The sequence below is a fragment of the Flavobacterium pectinovorum genome, from assembly GCF_006438875.1.
In the GTDB taxonomy this organism is placed as follows: domain Bacteria; phylum Bacteroidota; class Bacteroidia; order Flavobacteriales; family Flavobacteriaceae; genus Flavobacterium; species Flavobacterium pectinovorum_A.
In genome coordinates, this window is record NZ_RCZH01000016.1 from 1 (window position 1) to 22,297 (window position 22,297).

Below are 22,297 nucleotides of genomic sequence, written 5' to 3' on the forward strand. Positions count from 1 at the left end.
ACACAACAAATTGTGCAACAGCAACAGTAAAAATTACGGTTGTTGCTCCGGTTATAGACGCAGTTCCTGAAACAACAGATTCAGTTAACGGAAGCATCGGAGGAAAAACGACAACTTCACTTATTACAAATGACACCTTAAATGGAAGTTCAGCAATTATAGGAAATCAGGCAGGTCAGGTTACTTTAACCGGAATCACAGTTCCAACAGGATTAACCTTAAATGCAGATGGAACAATATCCGTAGCGGCAGGAACTCCAATAGGAAACTATGAAGTTGAATACAGAATTTGCGAAGTCAATAATACAAATAACTGCGATATTGCAAAAAGTATTATTCCCGTAATGGGCGCGGTATTAGTGTTGATAGACGATACAGCAAGTTCAGTTGTAAGTACAAATCAGCCAAAAACAATATTAAATGTTCTTGGGAATGATACTAAAAACGGACAAACAATAGTTGCAACAGAAGTTACTATTTCAGAAACAGTTTCAGATCCAACAGGAAATATTAAACTAAATCCTGACGGAACAATTGTTTTAAAAGCCAATACACCAGCAGGAACTTATGAATTAACATATCAGGTTTGCGAATTAAACACAACAAATTGTGCAACAGCAACAGTAAAAATTACGGTTGTTGCTCCGGTTATAGACGCAGTTCCTGAAACAACAGATTCAGTTAACGGAAGCATCGGAGGAAAAACGACAACTTCACTTATTACAAATGACACCTTAAATGGAAGTTCAGCAATTATAGGAAATCAGGCAGGTCAGGTTACTTTAACCGGAATCACAGTTCCAACAGGATTAACCTTAAATGCAGATGGAACAATATCCGTAGCGGCAGGAACTCCAATAGGAAACTATGAAGTTGAATACAGAATTTGCGAAGTNACACAACAAATTGTGCAACAGCAACAGTAAAAATTACGGTTGTTGCTCCGGTTATAGACGCAGTTCCTGAAACAACAGATTCAGTTAACGGAAGCATCGGAGGAAAAACGACAACTTCACTTATTACAAATGACACCTTAAATGGAAGTTCAGCAATTATAGGAAATCAGGCAGGTCAGGTTACTTTAACCGGAATCACAGTTCCAACAGGATTAACCTTAAATGCAGATGGAACAATATCCGTAGCGGCAGGAACTCCAATAGGAAACTATGAAGTTGAATACAGAATTTGCGAAGTAAATAATACAAATAATTGCGATATCGCAAAAAGTATTATTCCGGTAACGGGTGCAGTATTAGTTTTGATAGACGATACAGCAGCTTCAGTAGTTGGAGTAAATCATCCTGTGAATGTTTTAAATGTTCTTGGGAATGATACTAAAAACGGACAAACAATAGTTGCAACAGAAGTTACTATTTCAGAAACAGTTTCAGATCCAACAGGAAATATTAAACTAAATTCTGACGGAACAATCGTTCTAAAAGCCGATGCACCAGCAGGAACTTATGAATTAACATACCAAGTTTGCGAATTAAACACAACAAATTGTGCGACAGCAATAGTAAAAATTACTGTTGTTGCGCCAACAATGACAATAACAGCAGATAGTTATTGCTCAAACAACGTTCCTTACGTTTCTTATAATGTGACGCCGGATAATTTCACACCAAATAACTTATTGACAATAAGATGGATTGACAGTGCAAATAATGTAGTTGCAACACAAACCAACTTACCATTAAGCGGAAATATTCTTTGGCCGGGTGCAGCAATTGACAGTAACGGAAATGGCTTAGATTGGCCGGGATGGATATTGACAAATGGACAATGGACGGAAGGTGCTGACGGATTTGAAAACACAAGACCAAGTGTAACAATGGAGTTTTCATTAAATCCAACGGTAAGTGTTGTGGTAAATTATCCTGCAGCAACATCAGGATGTAATGCAAAACCAACATTTACCATTAAGGCAAATGATGATGAAGCGGGACCAATTAATACCAATAAAGAAATAAGTACATCATTGAATATTTTTAATAATGATACTTTAAACGGAGTAGCGTTAAGTGCAGCAAATGTTGTCCTGACTACAATTATTCCGAATCCTAATTTGGTTTTAAATGCAGATGGTTCAGTAGATCTTAAACCAAAAACACCTACAGGAACATATCAATTAACGTATCAAATTTGTGATGCTTTAAATCCATCAAGCTGTAGTCAGGCAATTGTTAGTGTTACAGTGTTGAATCTTCTGGATCCTCCAACACCATTAATTCCAATTCTTTTGACGAATGATACGGCAAGTGTTGATGGAATAAATGGAGAATTAGAATTTATAAATGTTTTGGATAATGATTTATTAAAAGGACTGCCAATTAATATATCAGACATTGTATTCACGAATATTACAAACAGTCCTTATTTTGAATTTAATGCAGATGGAACGGTAAGCGTGAAACCAAATACGCCGGCAGGAAATTATCCATTGACTTATCAAGTTTGTGAAAAAGCAAATCCAACCAATTGTAATACAGCAATATTAGATGTTTTTGTTGAAGTTCCTTCGATAGCCATTATTAAAACCGCTTCATTTAATGATGAAAACGGAGACGGAGTTGCAGAAGCTGGAGAAACAATCACGTACAAGTTTAAAGTAACAAATACAGGTAATGTTGCATTAAAACAAATCATGATTACAGATCCTTTACCGGGCGTTGTAATCTCTGGACAAGCCATGACTCTGGAACCAAATGAATCGAATGACACAAACTTTACTGCACAATACAAAATAACACAAAATGATATAAACCACGGAAGTGTTACCAATCAGGCAAGTGTTGAAGGACGAAGCGGAAAAGGAGTTATTATTGGAGATACATCAGATAATGAAAACAATGCCGAAGACAGACCAACTGTTCTTGCCTTGAATGGATGTGAGATTAAAGTATTCAATGCTTTTTCTCCAAACGGAGATGCAAAAAATGCACGATTCTATATTCAGGGATTAGAATGTTATCCGGATAATACAGTCGAAATATACAATCGTTGGGGAGTTTTGGTTTATGATACAGACCATTATAATAATGAAGACCGAGCTTTTGTTGGAATCTCCCAAGGACGTGTAACCGTAAAGCAATCGGACGGTTTACCGGTAGGAACTTATTTTTATATCCTGAAATACAGAGATAGCGGATCGACACAACACGAATTATCAGGTTACTTATATCTTAATAAATAAAAATTATAAACGGCTTAGAATTGGCTAAGCCGTTTTTTTAAAGATTATCAAATGAAAAAACTAGTTTTAATTTTTATGTTTTTTTCCGTTGTATGTACCGCACAGCAAGACGCGCAGTTTACACAATATATGTATAATACTATTGCAATTAATCCCGCTTATGCAGGTTCGCGAGGTGTTTTAAGCATTTTTGGTTTGTACCGCACACAATGGGTTGGACTTGATGGAGCACCGGAAACAAGTACGTTTTCGATAAATACACCTTTAAACAATAGTAAATTGGGACTGGGAGTTTCGTTGGTAAATGATAAAATTGGACCAACAAACGAAAACACATTATCGGCAGATTTGTCCTATAGTATTCCAACTTCAGAAGATTTTAAACTGTCTTTTGGATTAAAAGCAACAGCGAATCTTTTCAATTTAGATATAAGCAAATTAAGTTATGAAGATCAGAACGATCCACAATTTCAGGATCTGAATAACAAGTTTACGCCAAATGTTGGAGCCGGTGTTTATTGGCATTCAGACAAAGCTTATATTGGTTTATCAGTACCAAATTTCATCCAGACCAATCGATATAATGATAATGATATTGCTATTTTCAAAGACAAAATCAACTACTATTTTATGGCAGGTTACGTCTTTAATTTAGACCATTTAGAGTACATAAAATTCAAGCCTGCCCTATTAACAAAAATGGTAGAAGGAGCACCTTTACAAGTTGATCTTTCTGGAAATTTTATGTTTAATGATAAATTTGTTGTGGGACTTGCATATCGTTGGAGTGCTTCGGTAAGTGCAATGGCAGGTTTTCAGGTTTCAAAAAGCATGTATATAGGATACGGTTACGATCATGAAACCACCAATTTAAGAAGATATAGTTCAGGATCGCATGAAATTTTCCTTCGTTTTGAATTTTTCAATAATTACAGCAGACTTACATCACCAAGATTCTTTTAATTGATTTAAGATATGAAGATTAAAAATTTACTTTATTCCTTTTTGTTCTGTAACATTTTTTTCATGGCAAATGCCCAAACTGCCAGCACAAAAAATGCAGATAAAAAATATGACAATTACGCTTACGCGGATGCAATAAAAGCGTACGAAAGTTTAGTTGAAAAAGGAGTTAGAGACGAAAAAGTGTTTCAAAGGCTTGGCAATTCCTATTATCTTATTGGAGAATTACAAGAAGCTCTAAAATACTATCAGGAATTATTTTTCCTTAATGAAAATCAGGAAGCAGAGTATTTGTACAAATATGCGCAATGTTTAAAATCAGAAGGAAATTATACGCAATCAGATGAAATTTTGGAAAAACTCAGCCAAAAAGCACCATCAGATAAAAGAGCAATTCTGTTCTTAAACAACAGAAACTATTTAGAAGATATTAAAGCAAATTCGGACCGATTTGATATTGCAGATGCTGGAATTAATTCAAAAGATTCAGATTATGGAAGTACTATTTTAGATAATAAACTAGTATTTACATCTGCCAGAGATACAGGTTCAATAATCAAAAAGAACTTTAAATGGACCAATAAAGCGATTTCAACTTTGTATTCTGTTGAATTAAATCCTGACGGAAGCATTGGAAAACCAATGTTGTTTCACAAAGAAAATTTAAAAGTCAATTTCAATCAATCGACTCCGGTTTTTACAAAAGACGGCAGAACAATGTATTTCACCAGAAATAATTCGGTAGATGGAAAAAGAAGACAGAATGAAAATAAAATTACATTCTTAAAACTTTACAAAGCGACCTTAATAGGTGACGAATGGAAAGAAGTTCAGGAACTTCCTTTTAATAGTGACGAATATAGTGTTGCGCATCCGGCTTTAAGTATTGATGAAAAAACATTGTATTTTGCATCAGATATGCCGGGAACTTTTGGGCTTTCAGATATTTTTAAAGTAAGTATAGAAACTGATGGAACTTTTGGCAAGCCTGAAAATTTAGGTCCGGAAATCAATACGGAAGGAAGAGAAACCTTTCCTTTTATTTCGGATGAAAAAGAACTTTATTTTTCCAGCGACGGAAGACCTGGTTTAGGCGGACTTGATATTTATGTTTCAAAAATAAATAAAGATGGTTCTTTTGAAGAAGTTCAGAATATTGGAGAACCAATTAATAGTAAGCAAGACGATTTTGCTTTTATAATTAACAGCAAAAACAGAAATGGATTTTTCTCTTCAAACAGAATAAACGGTCAGGGATTAGATGATGTTTACCGATTTACAGAAAACCGCAGATTAATTTGCGAACAGTCTGTATCAGGAACGATTACAGATCAGGAAACAAACGAAACACTTTCGAATGTCAGTCTAATTTTATTTGATGAAGCAGGTAAATCTGCTGTTGAAGCAAAATCAGATATTAATGGAAATTATGTTTTTTCGAATGTAAAATGCGGAAAGAAATATTTTATCAAAACATCAAAAGAAGAATATTTGTTTAAAGAAGTTTCCTTGACGCTAAAAAAAGCAACAGGCTCAACTTCTCTGCCAATAGCTTTAGAAAAGAAACCAAAACCAATAACGGCAATTCCGGTTGTCATAAAAGTAAATAATACTATTAAACCAGTTAAGGTTACGATTACCGTTGGAACCGATTTAGGGAAATTATTGCAAATTCCGATGAACTTTTTTGATTTAGGAAAAGCTACAATCAAAAAAACATCTGAACCTCAATTACAGAAATTAGTTGATATGTTAAACCAATATCCAACAATAAAATTAGATATACGTTCGCATACAGACAGTCGTTCATCAAGTGAAAGTAATCAGATTTTATCAGATAAAAGAGCCGAATCGACTAAGGATTGGCTAATACAAAAAGGAATTAATGCCAACCGATTAACAGCAAAAGGATACGGAGAAACACAATTAGTAAATAAATGTGCCGATGGTGTAAAATGTACCGAAAAAGAACATCAGCAAAACAGACGAAGCGAATTTATAATTGTTAGCCTCTAATTATAAAATTAAAAAAGACCTTTTTTAATCTTGAAAAGGTCTTTTTTTGGGAAATTGTAAACGTATATTCTCAACTGGACTAAAGTCCAGCTCTACAATATAATTTGTTCCTTCGGAACTTTATTAAGAGTAGTAGGTCTAATGTATGTTGTAGTTCTTCTCTAGTTTAACTTATAAAATTTTTTACGTTTCTAAATCCAAAAAGAGCCATCGGCTCCATTTATATTGTAGGGCTGGACTTTAGTCCAGTTTGCTTTAATCATTATGCATTGTGTTTTAATTATCGCCAACAAACATTTGATGGATTTCATCCAGAATCTCAAATTCATCCGTGGGAATTAGTTCTAACACCATTTCTAGAATGAGCGACACATTAATAGGTGAAGTTTTAACGGTATCCGAAGTTTTATGCGCATCTTGATCCAGCGCTACGATACATAATTTTAGGGTTTCTGTAATAATACAACCGAGTTCAGAATAATTTGACAACTTAATTTGAGCCGTAAAAAGCCCTTTTTTATCCGGAAACGGTTTTATAGTACGGAAATATTGAGCGGATAATTTTTTTAGGCGTTCTAAATTTTTAGTTTCAATTGTTTCCATTATATGATATTTTTGATTGTAAATGGTTCTGTATTTAAGCTTTTTTAATTTTATGCAAGTTGAAATATCTAATTGTAATTTTTCACATACTATAATATGTGGTTTAATTATTTTTTTACATTTTTTCAAAAATCAAATCTATTAAACATAGAAGAATAATAGAACGACATATATGTCGTGTTGATATCTTTTTTTAATTTTATGTAATCCCTACGGGATATTATGGAAACGTGATTTCCTCTTTCTACCAACATTTAATTCCTAACGGAATATATTGTAGGGATGGATTTTAATCCGTCCTTCTCAATCATACCGCAACCTTGTCATTTCGACGGAGGAGAAATCTCACGCGCTAATCGACAAAGATTGGCGATTTTAGCACCGGAGTTTCTGGTGTGATTTCTCCTCCGTCGAAATGACAAATTGTAATGAATACAAATCGTTTACAAAAACGTAGAATAATTCATAAAAAAGTTCCGGAGGAACGAAACATATTGTAGAGATGGATTTCAATCCATCATTCGTAATGTAACCACAATCTTTGCGGAATTACGCGTGTGATCTTTCCTCCGTCAGGATGACACAAACCCTGCGCTTTTCGCAAAAAAGTCTTAAAATTCATTCATTTTTTTAAAGTAAATTTCCTTTAAATTAAATTTTAACTTATTATCTTAAAAATGAATGTGTTAAGTTTTAAAAAATCGTTTTCGTTGTTTTTTATATTCATTTTTTTCTAACTTTATAGATCTAAAATTTTTCAGATATGACTGTAAATCAAATACTAAACGCAAAAGGAAAAAATGTTTATTCCGTACTTTCAACAACAACAGTTTATGAAGCGCTGAAAGTAATGGGAGAAAAAAACATTGGGGCAATTCTGGTTATCGATGAAGCCGATTTAAAGGGAATATTGTCTGAGAGGGATTATGCCCGAAAAATTGTTTTGAAAGACAAGTCATCAAAAGAAACTTTTGTGCATGAAATCATGGAAAGCAATGTTTTTTCGGTAAACCTTTCAAATAATATTGAGGATTGCATGGAGTTGATGAGTACGAAAAGAATCAGACATTTACCAGTTTTGGAAGATGGAATCGTGGTAGGAATAATTTCGATCAGTGATGTTGTAAAAGCGATTATAGAAATTCAAAAAGACACTATAAATCATTTAAACTCTTATATTTCTCAGTAATATAAAATCAAAAAGCAAACTTTATTAAATAGTCCAAATTATGATGGACTATTTTTTTTGGCACAGCGAAAACGTTTTTTTCGGAAAAGAAAAACATAAAAAGACGCCATTTTAAACCAAGACTTATATCTTTGTAAGCTAGAATAAAAGCTAAATATAATGAACAAAGAGAGTAAAAGAAGAGAAGCGTTACTGTACCATTCAGAACCAACTCCAGGAAAAATTCAGGTAGTTCCAACAAAAAAATATGCAACCCAAAGAGACTTATCTTTGGCTTATTCGCCGGGTGTTGCTGAGCCATGTTTAGAAATTGCAGCAAACGTAGACGACGTTTATAAATACACAGCAAAAGGAAATTTAGTTGCCGTAATCTCAAACGGTACAGCTGTTTTAGGGCTTGGAGATATCGGTCCCGAAGCTTCTAAACCAGTTATGGAAGGAAAAGGTTTATTGTTTAAAATATTCTCTGATATTGATGTTTTTGATATAGAAATCGGAACAAAAGATATTGAAGAATTTATCCAAACCGTAAAAAATATTGCTCCAACTTTTGGAGGAATAAATCTGGAAGATATTAAAGCACCTGAATCTTTTGAAATCGAAAGAAGACTGGTAGAAGAATTGGATATTCCGGTAATGCACGATGATCAGCATGGAACGGCAATTATTTCTTCGGCAGCTTTAATCAATGCACTTGAATTAGCAGGAAAAAAAGCCGAAGATGTAAAAGTAGTAGTTTCAGGTGCAGGTTCTGCAGCGATCGCTTGTACAGATTTATATGTTTTGTTAGGTGTTAAAGTAGAAAATATCAAAATGTTTAATAGTAAAGGACTTTTAACAAAAGATAATCCTTCACTATCAGAATTGCAATTGAAATATGCCGTAGATGGCGCTAAAATTGAATTGGCAGAAGCTATAAAAGGAGCAGATGTTTTCATCGGATTGTCTTCGGGAGATATTTTGACGCCTGCAATGTTATTGACGATGAAAGATAACCCGATTGTTTTTGCAATGGCGAATCCAAATCCGGAAATCGATTATAATTTGGCCACAGAAACTCGTAAAGATGTTATTATGGCTACAGGACGTTCAGATTTTCCTAATCAGGTAAATAACGTATTAGGTTTTCCATATATTTTTAGAGGAGCGCTAGATGTTAGGGCTACTAAAATTAATGAAGCTATGAAAATGGCTGCAGTAAAAGCCTTGGCTATCTTGGCCAAAGAACCCGTTCCTGAGCAGGTAAATGTGGCTTATGGCGCAACAAAATTAGGATTTGGAAGAGATTATATTATCCCTAAACCATTTGACCCAAGATTGATTACTATAGTTGCTCCGGCAGTTGCAAAAGCAGCAATGGAATCTGGTGTGGCCAAAAATCCTATTACAGACTGGGCAGCTTATGAAGATCAGCTTCGTGAACGTATGGGTAATGATAATAAAATGGTGCGTTTGATGACAAACCGTGCTAAAATGGATCCTAAAAGAATTGTTTTTGCAGAAGCAGATCAATTAAATGTATTAAAAGCGGCACAAATTGTTCATGAAGACGGAATTGGTTTTCCAATTTTATTAGGGAACAAAGAAGTGATTTTGGAGCTTAAAGCTGAATTAGGTTTTGATGCTGAACTTGAAATCATCGACCCTAAAACAAATGAAGAAGAAGCAAGACGTAACAGATTTGCAACTTCATATTGGGAAACAAGAGAAAGAAGAGGCGTTTCGCTACTTGATGCTCAAAAATATATGCGCGAAAGAAACTATTTTGCTGCAATGATGGTCAATGAAGGCGAAGCAGATGCTTTAGTTACAGGTCATACCAGAAGTTATCCAAGTGTTGTAAAACCAATGTTACAGTTGATTGAAAAAGCGCATGGAGCTTCACTTGTTGCAACGGCAAATATGATGTTGACTTCTCGCGGACCAATGTTCTTATCAGATACTGCAATTAATATAAATCCTTCAGCCGAAGATTTGATTAATATTGCAATTATGACAGCAAAAACAGCAAAAATGTTTGGTGTTGAGCCCGTTATTGCAATGGTCTCTTTTTCAAATTTTGGATCATCAACAAGTCAAAGTGCTTCAAAAGTAAGAGAAGCAGTAGCTTATTTGCATAAAAATCATCCTGATATGGTAGTTGATGGAGAGATTCAGGCAGATTTTGCTTTGAATCAGGAAATGCTTGCAGAGAAATTTCCTTTCTCAAAATTAGCAGGTAAAAAGGTAAATACATTGATTTTTCCTAATTTAGAGTCGGCTAATATTACTTATAAATTATTAAAAGAATTATATAAAGTAAATTCGATTGGTCCAATCATGATGGGAATGGGGAAACCGGTTCACATTTTTCAATTAGGAGCAAGCGTTGAAGAAATGGTTAATATGGCTGCAATTGCAGTTATTGACGCTCAGGAAAAAGAGAACAAAAAGAATAAATTAGCTAAATAGTAGAAATAATAAGGGTCGAAGTAATATTGTCGTATTTTTATTGCATTTTTATTATATTTGACCCTAATAAATTATACTATGATAGCACATTTGCAAGGCAAGCTAGTTGAGAAAAACCCTACAGATGTCGTAATTGATTGCGGAGGTGTTGGGTATCAAGTACATATCTCTTTACACACCTTCTCATTAATTCCAAATGCAGAGAATATAAAGTTGTATACGCATCTTCAAATCAAAGAAGATGCGCATACATTATTTGGTTTTGTAGAAAAATCAGAGCGAGAAATTTTTAGAATGTTGTTGTCAGTTTCCGGTATTGGAGCAAATATTGCCAGAACAATGTTGTCTTCAATAGAGCCGAGACAAATAATAAATGCTATTGCCTCTGGGGATGTGTTAGTTATACAGTCAATTAAAGGAATTGGAAACAAAACGGCACAAAGAGTAATACTTGATTTAAAAGAAAAAGTGTTAAAGTTGTACGATTTAGACGAAGTTTCTGTAGTACAAAACAATACAAATCGAGATGAGGCGTTATCTGCTTTGGAAGTTTTAGGTTTTGTTAGAAAAACTTCTGAAAAAGTAGTCGAAAAGATCGTTAAAGAAGATCCGGAAGCTACTGTTGAAACAATCATCAAAAAAGCTTTAAAAAGCTTATAAACTCATTTTAAATAAAGGATTGATATGCGTAAAATTTGTATTTTTTTGCTGGTTTTATTTTGCGGTAATGTTTTGCGTGCGCAAGTAAATAAACCAATACAAGATACAACAAAGACGCAATTTTCTGTAGGTAAAGTAGAGCTTGAAGATCCACCAAGCATACTTTCTGCCTATAAATATGATCCGGTTATGGATCGATATGTTTATACCAATTCAGTTGATGGTATTTCTATCAATTACCCAATTATTTTAACGCCTAAAGAATATGAAGATTTAGTTTTGAAAGAATCCAGAAGAGATTATTTCAAAAAGAAATCAGATGCTATTGACGGTAAAAAAGTGGGCAGCGAAGCTAATAAAAAGAATTTATTGCCAAGATATTATATTAACTCAAGTCTTTTCGAAAGCATTTTTGGAAGTAATACAATTGATGTAAAGCCTACAGGATCAGTCGAAATGGATTTGGGTATTAGATATACCAAGCAAGACAATCCTTCATTCTCACCCAGAAACAGATCAAGTTTAACTTTTGATTTTGATCAGAGAATCAGCATGAGTTTAATGGGTAAAGTAGGAACCAGATTAGATGTAAATGCTAATTATGATACGCAATCTACATTTGCATTTCAAAACTTATTTAAACTTGCCTACTCACCTTCAGAAGATGATATTATCCAAAAAGTTGAGGTTGGTAACGTTAGTATGCCTTTGAATAGTACGCTTATACGTGGAGCTCAAAGTTTATTTGGGGTTAAAACTCAGCTGCAATTTGGTAAAACAACAATCACCGGAGTTTTCTCCGAACAAAAGTCACAAACAAAGAGTATAGTTGCAGAAGGTGGCGGTACAGTTCAAAATTTTGATTTGTATGCTTTGGACTATGATAATGACAGACACTTCTTCTTATCACAATATTTCAGAAACAAATACGATGCTTCTTTAAAAGGATATCCATTTATTGATAGTCGTGTGCAGGTAACCAGAATTGAAGTTTGGGTAACAAACAAGCAAAACAGAGTAAGTACAACCAGTAACAACTTACGCAACGTTATTGCACTTCAGGATTTAGGAGAAGCACAAGCAACTGGTATTCCGGACAATCAAATTGTGGTTGTAACACCTACAACAGGTTTTTTTAATAACGCTATTGATTCACCAGCAGAAAATGATAATAATAAATATGATCCGGGAGCTATTGGTCAGGCAGGTTCATTTTTGAATTCAAATATTAGAGAAATCGTAACAGCAAAATCAGGATTTAATAATGCAAACGTAAGTGAGGGTACTGATTATTCTGTATTAGAAAATGCCAGAAAATTAAGTACGAACGAATTTACTTTTAATTCACAGTTAGGATATATCTCTTTGCAGCAGCGTTTGGCAAATGATGAAATTTTGGCTGTTGCTTACGAATATACCATTGGTGGTAAAGTTTATCAGGTTGGAGAATTTGGTAGTGATGGAGTTGATGGAACAATTGTTACCGGAAATAATCCTTCAAATCAGGCTATTATTACACAAAGTTTGATCTTGAAAATGCTTAAAAGCAGTTTAACCAACGTGCAAAATCCGGTTTGGAACCTGATGATGAAAAACGTGTATCAGATTCCTCAGGCATATCAAATTAAGCAAGATGATTTTAGATTAAACATTCTTTATACAGATCCTTCGCCTATAAATTATATTACACCAGTTCAGGGAAGTACTTTTCCTGCAAATCCTACGGCAGACAATAAGGTTGATCAAACACCATTATTGAATGTCTTTAACTTAGATCGATTAAATTATAATAACGATCCGCAAACAGGAGGAGATGGTTTCTTTGATTATCTTCCAGGAATAACGGTAGACGTTCAAAACGGTCGAATTATTTTTACAACAAAAGAGCCTTTTGGAAAACTTTTGTTTGATAAATTAAATACGGGTTCAGGAGAAAATTATAATGATCCTTCAACATATAATCCAAACCAACAAAAATACGTGTTTAATAACATGTATAGAAATACACAATCAGGAGCATTGCAAGACAGTGATAAAAATAAATTCTTATTAAGAGGAAAATATAAATCATCAGGAAGTAACGGAATTCCAATTGGAGCATTTAATGTCCCGCAAGGTTCAGTTGTAGTAATGGCTGCAGGAAGACGATTAGTCGAAGGAATCGATTATAGTGTAGATTATCAATTAGGAAGAGTACAAATTTTAGATCCATCACTTCAGGCTTCAAATACACCAATTGAGGTTTCGCTGGAAAACAATTCAATTTTTGGACAGCAAACCCGAAGATTTATGGGATTCAATATCGAACATAAAATTTCAGATAATTTTGTTGTTGGAGGAACCTATTTAAAAATGACAGAAAGACCCTTTACTCAAAAATCGAGCTATGGTCAGGAATCTGTAAACAACACCATTTTTGGTTTTAATGGAAACTATTCTACAGAAGTTCCATTCTTTACCAGATTAGTAAACAAATTACCAAATATTGATACAGATGTTCCATCGAATCTTTCGATTCGTGGCGAGGTTGCTTTCTTAAGACCAGATGCTCCAAAAGCAAGTGATTTTGAAGGAGAAGCAACAATTTATGTAGACGATTTTGAAGGATCACAATCTACTATAGACATGCGTTCAGCATATGCATGGAGTTTAGCTTCTACGCCATTTATTAATGCGGCGGGAGATCCTACTTTTAATGCTAATTTTGAAGATTTAAGATATGGTTACAAAAGAGCAAAATTGGCTTGGTATACTATCGATCCTGTATTTTATACTTCAAAACCATCGGGTATTTCAAATGATGATTTATCATTAAATACGACCAGAAGAATTTATAGCCGTGAATTATATCCAAATACAGATATTGCTCAGGGACAAATTCAGGTTATCAATACACTTGATTTAAGTTATTATCCATCAGAAAGAGGTCCTTATAATAACAATCCTAATTTTGGTACAGATCCGGCAGCTTCAAATTTTGGAGGGATTATGCGTTCTTTGAATTCTACGAATTTTGAGCAGGGAAATGTTGAGTATATTCAATTTTGGGTTCTTGATCCCTATGTTGGAAATGCAGAAGCGCCAGCAAACAATACAGGAAAGCTTTATTTTAATTTAGGTGAAGTTTCTGAAGATGTCTTAAAAGATGGAAGAAAACAATATGAAAACGGACTAGGGCCAGGCCAAATAATGGTAAACCCGCAACCAATTTGGGGGGATGTTCCGGCTTCTCAGTCTTTAATCTATGCATTTGATACAAATGCAGATAATCGTAAAAATCAAGACGTTGGTTTAGACGGTTTGCCAAATTCAAAAGAAGGTTCAGTATATACAAATTATGCTGGAGAAGCAGATCCTGCAGCAGACGATTATACCTATTATTTAAATACAACCGGTGGAGTTCTGGATCGATATAAAAAGTACAATGGAGTTGAAGGAAACTCAGCAGTAAGTATAGACGATCCTAATCGTGGAGCAACAACATTGCCTGATGTAGAAGATATTAATCGTGATAATACGATGAGTACTATAAATGCGTATTACCAATATAGTATTGATATTAAACCGGGAATGCAAGTTGGACAGAACTACATAACAGATATTCGTGATGTAACTAATATTGAGTTGCCAAACGGAGGAACAACAAATGCAAGATGGATTCAGTTTAAGATTCCTGTTTCTCAACCTCAAAAGACCATTGGTAATATTTCAGATTTTAGATCAATTCGTTTTATGCGTATGTTTATGACTGGTTTTAATGATCAGATGACTGTACGTTTTGGAGCTTTAGATTTAGTTCGTGGAGAGTGGAGAAGATATACAGGAACTTTGGATGCAAATGATACAGACCCAACAAATGACGGGACTGAATTTGACGTTTCGGCAGTAAACATTCAGGAAAACAGTACAAAATGTCCTGTAAACTATGTGATTCCACCAGGAGTTCAAAGAGAACAATTGTACAATAATAATACAATCATCAACCAAAATGAGCAAGCGTTGGCATTAAGAGTTGGAGGATCAGGTTTACAGCCTTTAGACTCAAGAGCAGTATTTAAGAATGTAAGCGTTGATATGCGTCAATACAAAAAACTTAAAATGTTCCTGCATGCTGAATCTTTACCAAGTGAAGCGACGTTGCAAGATGATGAAATGATTGGATTTATTCGTTTTGGAAATGACTTCACACAAAACTTCTATCAGGTCGAAATTCCATTAAAAGTAACCAGAACCGGAGGTTCATGTACGATAAGTCCTGATCAGGTTTGGATGGAAGATAATAATATTGATCTGGCATTGGAATTACTTACGAGTATGAAAATTAAAGCCATGAGTCTCGATCCTAATTCTCCTAAAAGAGATATTAATGGTATTTATTATCCGGATAATGATCCTGACGCTCAAGGCGGAGATGGTGATGGTAGATTGACATTGGGTATAAAAGGAAATCCGAATTTTGGTTTAGTCCGAAATTTAATGGTCGGAGTAAAAAGCAGAGTAGATCATAAAGATCTTAAAGGGGAAGTTTGGTTTAACGAACTTCGTTTGGCCGATTTAGAGAATAAAGGAGGTATGGCAGCCATATTAAATATTGATACCAACATGGCTGATTTTGCTACAGTTTCGGCAACAGGTAAAAAGAGTACAATTGGTTTTGGATCTCTAGAACAAGGAGCAAATGAAAGAAGTCGTGAAGACATTCAACAGTATAATATTGTTACCAATTTAAATCTGGGGCAATTATTGCCACATAAATGGGGAATCAATTTACCCTTTAATTATGCCATTGGAGAAGAAGTAATTACACCAGAGTATGATCCTTTTAATCAGGATATAAAATTAGATCAGTTGATTAGTGAAACTAAAGATCAGGCTGAAAAGGATAATATCAGAACTCGTGCTGTTGATTATACAAAACGAAGAAGTATCAATTTTATTGGCGTAAAAAAAGATAGAGCTCCGGAGCAAAAACAACACGTTTATGATGTCGAAAACTTAACATTCTCACAATCGTATAACGAGGTTAACCGTCACGATTATGAAGTAGAAACGTATCAGGATCAGCAATCGAATACAGCGGTAAATTATGCTTATACTTTTCAGCCAAAAGAAGTAGTACCTTTTAAAACAACCAAATTCATGAAATCAAGTGAATACTGGAAGATTTTAAGCGACTTTAATTTCAATTATTTACCATCTAATATCACATTTAATACCAATATTCTAAGACAAAGTAACCGTCAGCAGTTTAGGGATGTTGAAACACAGGGAATTCCGGTTGATCCGCTTTTTAGACGAAATTTTGCGTTCAATTATCAGTACGGCTTTGGATATAATTTGACCAAATCATTGAAAGTAAATTATACGGCAGCATCAAATAATATTGTTAAAAATTTCTTGAATGATGATAATACACCTAAAGAAGATTTTAATATTTGGGACGATTATCTGGACATCGGAACGCCAAATTCACACATACAGCAATTGGTGTTGAATTACGAAATACCAATTAATAAAATACCAGTTTTAAGTTTCGTAAAAGCAAGTTATTCGTATACGGCTGATTATAGCTGGCAGCGTTCTTCTTCAGCGTTTGCTGATCTTCCGATAACAAATCCGGATGGATCAATAACAAATTACAATTTGGGAAATACTATTCAGAATGCAAATTCTAATACATTGACTACGACATTTAATATGAATATGTTGTATAAATATTTAGGATTAACACCTGGGGCAAAATCTTCGAAGGCAAAACCTAAGGCTGCGGCACCACCAAAACCGGGAGAAAAAATTGTAAATACGGCAAAACCGGTAGTAAGCAATAGTCCTTTTTATGATGGCTTAATAGGAATATTGACCAGTGTGAAAAACATTCAGGTAAATTATACCAAAAATAGCGGAACTGTTTTACCGGGATATACACCAAGTGTAGGATTCTTTGGAACTTCAAGACCAACATTAGGCTTTGTCTTTGGAAGTCAGGATGATGTACGATATGAAGCTGCTAAAAATGGATGGTTGACAGATTATCAGGATTTCAATCAAAACTTTACACAAGTAACAAATAAGCTTTTGAAAATAACTGCGAATATTGATTTACTGCCGGATTTAAAAATCGACCTGGCAATGGATCGTGCTTATTCTCAAAATACATCAGAGCAATATAGTGTTAGGGAGTCTGATAATCAATATATGCCTTTATCGCCATACACTTACGGAATGTTTTCGATATCGACGGTGTTAATAAAAACAGCTTTTTCTAAAAGCGATGAAACACAATCAGCGGCATTTGACGATTTTAGAAATAATCGTTTGGTGATTGCAAATCGTCTTGCAGAAGAGCATTATGGATCAAGTCCAATACCAAGGTATGATGTAAATGATGTTCCGCCACCGCCAACAGATCCAACAGCGGAAGATCCGTTTAAAAAACAAAGAGAGATTTATGCGTCAAATCAAGGGTATCCAATTGGTTATGGTAAAAGCAATCAGGCTGTATTGTTACCGTCTTTTCTTGCGGCTTATACCGGAAGCGATGCATCGAAAGTTTCAACGGGCATTTTTAGAGATTTCCCAATTCCAAACTGGAGTATTAAGTACAACGGTTTAATGCGTTATAAGTTTTTCAAAGATAAATTCAAGCGATTCTCATTGCAAAATAATTACAGGGCTTCTTATACGATCAATCAATTCAGGTCAAACTTTGATTATGATAACGCTATAGCAAATCCTGATAATCTGCCAAATCCAATGTTGGATTCAAAGAGTTTTAATTTCTACAACAAAACGATCATGTCAAATGTCAATTTGGTAGAGCAGTTTAGTCCGCTTATTCGTGTTGATTTTGAGTTGAAAAGCTCTTTGCGTATCCTTACGGAAATTAAAAAAGACAGAGCGTTGTCTATGAGTTTTGATAATAATTTGTTGACAGAAGTTAAAGGACTCGAGTATATTGTGGGAATGGGATATCGTTTTAAAGATGTTATTTTTTCTTCAAGACTAGCCGATAGTCCAACGGGAATTATTAAAAGTGATATCAATATAAAAGCTGATTTTTCTTATAGAAATAATCAAACATTAGTTCGTTATCTGGATTATGACAATAATCAATTGGCGGCAGGTCAAAACATTTGGTCGGTGAAAATGACAGCAGATTATTCGTTTAGTAAAAACCTTACAGCGATATTCTATTACGACCACTCGTTCTCGAAAGCAGTAATTTCAACATCATTTCCGTTAACAAATATTAGATCAGGATTCACGCTTCGATATAATTTCGGAAATTAATTTTTAGTTTCTAAACTAGATTTCATTAGAAGATTATTACATTTGTGGCTTAATTACTAAATTATCAATTTTCAAACAACACAATTATGAGCATACCAGCAAATTTAAAGTACACAAAAGATCACGAATGGGTTAGCATCGAAGGAGATGTTGCAACTGTAGGAATTACTCATTTTGCACAAAAAGAGTTAGGAGATATCGTGTATGTTGAAGTAGAAACTTTAGATCAAACACTTGATAAAGATGAAGTTTTTGGAACAGTTGAGGCTGTTAAAACAGTTTCAGATTTGTTTTTGCCTTTAACAGGAGAAATTATTGCTTTTAATGAAAGCTTGGAAAGTGCACCTGAAACAGTAAATTCTGATCCTTATGGAGCGGGATGGATGATTAAAATAAAAATCGCTGATGCATCAGAAGTAGATGGTTTGTTGTCTGCAGAAGCTTATACGCAATTAATCGGTGCCTAAACAATTTCTATTAATCTGGGCCCTTATTTGTTCAGGAATTATTGCTTATTTCTGTCTTATAGATTCGAGTAGTATTCCTGTAGTGAATATTCCGAGTATTGATAAAATAGTACATTTTTGTTTTCATTTTGGATTTACAATCTCCTGGATTGTATTCTTTAAAAAAGAACTTAAAGGAAAAGAAGCAGATGACTATAAAGCATATTTGATTTCGTTCATATTTTCTGTTTTTTTTGGAATTACGATCGAGATCCTGCAAAGTCTTCTTACCACAACAAGAGCATCAGATGTAACAGATGTTTTAGCAAATGCGCTTGGTGCAACTATAGCAGTTTTTACTGCAATAGCCTTCAAGAAGCATATCGATAAAATATAAGAATATAACTACCCACTTCGGTGGGTTTTTTATTGTCTAAAAATCAGGCTTTACAAGGAGTTTTTTTTGAATTTAAAATGTATTTTTGTCCCAATTCAATATAATTTTAAAATCATGAATGTCAAGCAATATTTGGATTCGACTTATTTAAAAACTGCCTCTCAAGCCGGACTTTCGGAAGCAGAAAATAAAGTCGTGGTAAAAAATGCAATTGCTGAGGCAATTCTTGAAGGTTTTAAGTTAATTATGATTCGTCCGGAATATGTTGTTTTAGCCAAAGAAATGATTGTGAAAGCCAATTCTACTTTACTGATTGGTACAGTTATCGATTTTCCGGAAGGCAAATCAAGTATTGAAGTTAAGATTAAAGAAGCAAATGAGGCAATCGAAAATGGAGCAGAGGATTTAGATTTTGTCTGTAATTATGAAGCTTTTAAAAGAGGCGAAATTGCTTTATTAAAGGAAGAAATTTTAATTGGAACTCAGATAGGTTTGGCAAATAATAAAACAGTAAAATGGATTATTGAAGTTGCTGCCTTAACCGATAAAGAAATTATTCAGCTTTCGGCATTGATAAAAAATGTCGTCATGTCAAATTTTAAAGAAGAGAATTATGCTTCTGTTTTTGTAAAGTCATCGACAGGTTTTTTTAAAACCGAAGACGATGCTCCAAATGGAGCAACTATTCCAACGATTATAATGATGTTAGAAAACGCATCGCCTTTGCAGGTAAAAGCTGCCGGAGGAGTAAGGTCGTATGATGAAGCAATAGAAATGATTCGTTTAGGCGTTAAACGTATCGGAACTTCGGCTGCAAAAGCAATTGCAAGCGGAGAAAATACCCCAAATCAATATTAAATGAAAACCAAAATTTACGTGAATAAGATTTTTTTATCTTTTACTTTTACCATGTCTGTCTTATTTGCTTTTTCTCAGGAAAATAATAATTCGTCCATAAAGCCCGGTTTTACAGCAGAGCAGTTTCCTGTTTTTCCAAATTGTGAAAATTTAGAAGCAAAAAAATTGGAGAATTGTTTTTATAAAGAAGTACAGGATTTTGTGTTTCATAATTTTGAAGTTCCTCAAAAATTAAAAGAAAATAATTATAAAGGAGAAGTAAAAGTTCTTTTTGAAGTTGATGCAAATGGGGAGTTTAAAGTGCTTTATGTAAATGCTGCCAATGATGAATTATCAGAAGAGGCAAAACGTGTTTTTGGTAAGTTTCCCAAAATAAAACCTTCGACATATAATGGAAAGCCAACATATTCGAAATATACAATTTCAATTGCTGTGCCTCTAAAAAGTGGTGATCAAATTGCTGCCGAAGCTTTGGCTGCAGCCGAAATTGTAAAACAGGTTGAAAAACCAATGACAGAATTGGATAGTATTGTGTATAAAAAATACCATAATCCTGAGTTTGAAAGTCATTTGAATATTCCGTTTTCTCATAGTTACTATGCCCAATTTGACGGAGCTATGAATCAGGTTGGAAGTAATAATCATACTGCTTCTAAACCTTATACTTATGCTGAAGTTTCAAAATATTATAATTTAAAAGCGGTTAATGAATCGCTTCAAAAGAATGTTTCGACCTGGTTGGGAAGAAAATTTTGGAATGAAAATTTAGTACAAATTCAAGGGGAAGATTATTGGTTGGCATTAAATCCTATTCTTGATTTGCAAATGGGTAAAGCTTCGGATCTTGATGGTTCTTATACTTATGTAAATACCAGAGCACTGAATTTTAGAGGAGGTTTAGGTAAGCAAATTAACTTTACCACGACAGTTTTTGAAAGTCAGGGAAGATTTGCAGGTTATTATAATGATTATGCTAATACATTGAAACCTTCGGGAGGGAATCCGGCAATTATTCCGGGAATTGGAATTGCAAAACAATTTAAAACTGACGCTTACGATTTTCCTTTAGCGGAAGCTAATATTACCTATGCCCCAAGTAAAATTTTTGATTTTCAGTTAGGTTATGGAAGAAACTTTATTGGAGACGGATATCGTTCTCTGCTTGAAAGCGATGGGGCAAGCCCATATCCATATTTTAAAATAAACACTACTTTCTGGAAGATAAAATATACAAATACCTATATGTGGCTTAAGGATGTTCGTCCTGATGTAACGGTTGATAAAACATACGCCACAAAATTCATGGCAAACCATTACTTAAGCTGGAATGTTTCGAATAAATTAAATTTAGGATTTTTTGAATCTGTAGTTTGGACAGATACCAATAATAGAGGTTTTGATGTCAACTTTGTAAATCCAATTATTTTTTATCGTACAGTAGAGTTTGCATCATCTTCAAAAAGCGGAAATGCGCTCTTAGGATTTACAGGTAAATATAAGTGGAACAATAATGTTAATTTGTACGGACAATTCTTGCTGGACGAATTTTCGGTAGGAGATATGGCAAAAGGAGAACAGAGCTGGAAGAATAAATTTGGTTACCAATTAGGAGCTAAATATTTCAATGCTTTTAAAGTCAAAGATTTGCTGTTGCAATTAGAGTACAATCATGTTCGTCCTTATGTGTATTCCCATAGCGCGGTTATTACGAATTACGGACATAATAATCAGAGTCTTGGACATCAATGGGGAGGTAATTTTGAAGAGCTTGTTGCAATTGGACGCTACCACAAAGGTCGTTATTATGCTGATGGAAAAATTACAATTGGAACGCGAGGACTGGATTTTGATACCGCTCAGAATAGTTACAATTATGGAAGTAATATTTACAAAAGTTACGATCTTAATCGTCCCTATGATACAGGAGTAAAAGTAGGTCAGGGGAATAAAACGAGTGTTTTTATTGCAGATTTTCAAGGAGGATATGTAATTAATCCAATGACAAATCTAAAATTGTTCGGAAGTTTGATTTATAGAAATTTTGATCCGACGCAAGAAACTGCTACTACTTTTAAGCAAAATACAACTTGGTTTAGCATCGGATTACGTTCAGATGTGTTTAATTGGTATTTTGATTACTAGTATTTTTAATAAGATTTTTCGAAATAATTGTGTTAAAGATTTGCAAGTCCTTATTTTGTAAAGGTTTTATTGAAAAAAATCTAATT

The 22,297-nt window shown here is 34.1% G+C and carries 12 protein-coding genes; 11 read left to right on the forward strand and 1 reads right to left on the reverse strand.

Annotation, left to right across the window (positions count from 1 at the left end; translation table 11 throughout):
• The first annotated feature begins 886 nt into the window (after positions 1 to 886).
• Genes EAH81_RS20350 through EAH81_RS20360 form a run of 3 tightly spaced genes read left to right on the forward strand, consistent with a single transcriptional unit; the run spans position 887 to position 6,175 of the window.
• Entirely contained in the window at positions 887 to 3,196 is a 2,310-nt protein-coding gene (locus EAH81_RS20350) for a gliding motility-associated C-terminal domain-containing protein (protein WP_140510660.1), read from the forward strand.
• A 51-nt stretch (positions 3,197 to 3,247) separates the two neighbouring features.
• Positions 3,248 to 4,159 (forward strand): type IX secretion system membrane protein PorP/SprF, encoded by a 912-nt coding sequence (locus tag EAH81_RS20355; RefSeq protein WP_140510662.1) that lies wholly within the window; start codon positions 3,248 to 3,250, stop codon positions 4,157 to 4,159.
• 12 nt (positions 4,160 to 4,171) lie between these two features.
• Positions 4,172 to 6,175, forward strand: a complete 2,004-nt coding sequence (locus EAH81_RS20360; RefSeq protein ID WP_140510664.1) for an OmpA family protein — start codon at positions 4,172 to 4,174, stop codon at positions 6,173 to 6,175.
• Between the two features lie 276 nt (positions 6,176 to 6,451).
• Here EAH81_RS20360 and EAH81_RS20365 read toward each other — a convergent pair whose 3' ends face one another.
• The gene (locus EAH81_RS20365; RefSeq protein ID WP_140510666.1) at positions 6,452 to 6,778 is read right to left on the reverse strand and encodes a hypothetical protein; all 327 of its coding nucleotides are present in this window, start codon (positions 6,776 to 6,778) and stop codon (positions 6,452 to 6,454) included.
• Between the two features lie 763 nt (positions 6,779 to 7,541).
• Between EAH81_RS20365 and EAH81_RS20370 the strand changes: the two genes are divergently transcribed.
• The 8 genes from EAH81_RS20370 (at position 7,542) to EAH81_RS20405 (ending at position 22,211) form a co-directional block, all read left to right on the forward strand.
• Positions 7,542 to 7,967, forward strand: coding sequence for a CBS domain-containing protein (locus tag EAH81_RS20370; protein ID WP_140510668.1), 426 nt, complete (start codon positions 7,542 to 7,544; stop codon positions 7,965 to 7,967).
• Positions 7,968 to 8,126: 159 nt separating this feature from the next.
• Complete coding sequence (locus tag EAH81_RS20375) at positions 8,127 to 10,418, forward strand: NADP-dependent malic enzyme (RefSeq protein WP_140510670.1); 2,292 nt, start codon at positions 8,127 to 8,129, stop codon at positions 10,416 to 10,418.
• Positions 10,419 to 10,496: 78 nt separating this feature from the next.
• A complete protein-coding gene (gene ruvA / locus EAH81_RS20380) occupies positions 10,497 to 11,078 on the forward strand; it encodes a Holliday junction branch migration protein RuvA (RefSeq protein ID WP_140510673.1) in 582 nt (193 codons plus the stop codon).
• 24 nt (positions 11,079 to 11,102) lie between these two features.
• Complete coding sequence (gene sprA / locus EAH81_RS20385) at positions 11,103 to 18,368, forward strand: cell surface protein SprA (RefSeq protein WP_140510676.1); 7,266 nt, start codon at positions 11,103 to 11,105, stop codon at positions 18,366 to 18,368.
• Between the two features lie 86 nt (positions 18,369 to 18,454).
• A complete protein-coding gene (gene gcvH / locus EAH81_RS20390; protein ID WP_140510679.1) occupies positions 18,455 to 18,835 on the forward strand; it encodes a glycine cleavage system protein GcvH in 381 nt (126 codons plus the stop codon).
• Positions 18,828 to 19,211 carry a VanZ family protein gene (locus EAH81_RS20395; RefSeq protein ID WP_140510682.1) on the forward strand — a complete coding sequence of 128 codons (384 nt, stop codon included), beginning with the start codon at positions 18,828 to 18,830 and terminating at the stop codon, positions 19,209 to 19,211. The genes gcvH and EAH81_RS20395 overlap by 8 nt, the downstream gene beginning before the upstream one ends.
• A gap of 114 nt (positions 19,212 to 19,325) precedes the next feature.
• Positions 19,326 to 20,069 (forward strand): deoxyribose-phosphate aldolase, encoded by a 744-nt coding sequence (gene deoC, locus EAH81_RS20400; protein WP_140510685.1) that lies wholly within the window; start codon positions 19,326 to 19,328, stop codon positions 20,067 to 20,069.
• Entirely contained in the window at positions 20,070 to 22,211 is a 2,142-nt protein-coding gene (locus EAH81_RS20405) for an energy transducer TonB (RefSeq protein ID WP_140510687.1), read from the forward strand. It abuts the gene before it with no gap.
• Positions 22,212 to 22,297 lie beyond the last annotated feature (86 nt).

What these genes read in the sequence shown, in the direction of transcription:
- EAH81_RS20355 (WP_140510662.1), top strand. Translation starts at nt 3,248, where the DNA reads ATGAAAAAACTAGTTTTAATTTTTATGTTTTTTTCCGTTGTATGTACC.
- EAH81_RS20405 (WP_140510687.1), top strand. Translation starts at nt 20,070, where the DNA reads ATGAAAACCAAAATTTACGTGAATAAGATTTTTTTATCTTTTACTTTT.
- ruvA (WP_140510673.1), top strand. Translation starts at nt 10,497, where the DNA reads ATGATAGCACATTTGCAAGGCAAGCTAGTTGAGAAAAACCCTACAGAT.
- gcvH (WP_140510679.1), top strand. Translation starts at nt 18,455, where the DNA reads ATGAGCATACCAGCAAATTTAAAGTACACAAAAGATCACGAATGGGTT.
- EAH81_RS20370 (WP_140510668.1), top strand. Translation starts at nt 7,542, where the DNA reads ATGACTGTAAATCAAATACTAAACGCAAAAGGAAAAAATGTTTATTCC.
- EAH81_RS20360 (WP_140510664.1), top strand. Translation starts at nt 4,172, where the DNA reads ATGAAGATTAAAAATTTACTTTATTCCTTTTTGTTCTGTAACATTTTT.
- sprA (WP_140510676.1), top strand. Translation starts at nt 11,103, where the DNA reads ATGCGTAAAATTTGTATTTTTTTGCTGGTTTTATTTTGCGGTAATGTT.
- EAH81_RS20375 (WP_140510670.1), top strand. Translation starts at nt 8,127, where the DNA reads ATGAACAAAGAGAGTAAAAGAAGAGAAGCGTTACTGTACCATTCAGAA.
- EAH81_RS20365 (WP_140510666.1), bottom strand. Translation starts at nt 6,778, where the DNA reads ATGGAAACAATTGAAACTAAAAATTTAGAACGCCTAAAAAAATTATCC.
- deoC (WP_140510685.1), top strand. Translation starts at nt 19,326, where the DNA reads ATGAATGTCAAGCAATATTTGGATTCGACTTATTTAAAAACTGCCTCT.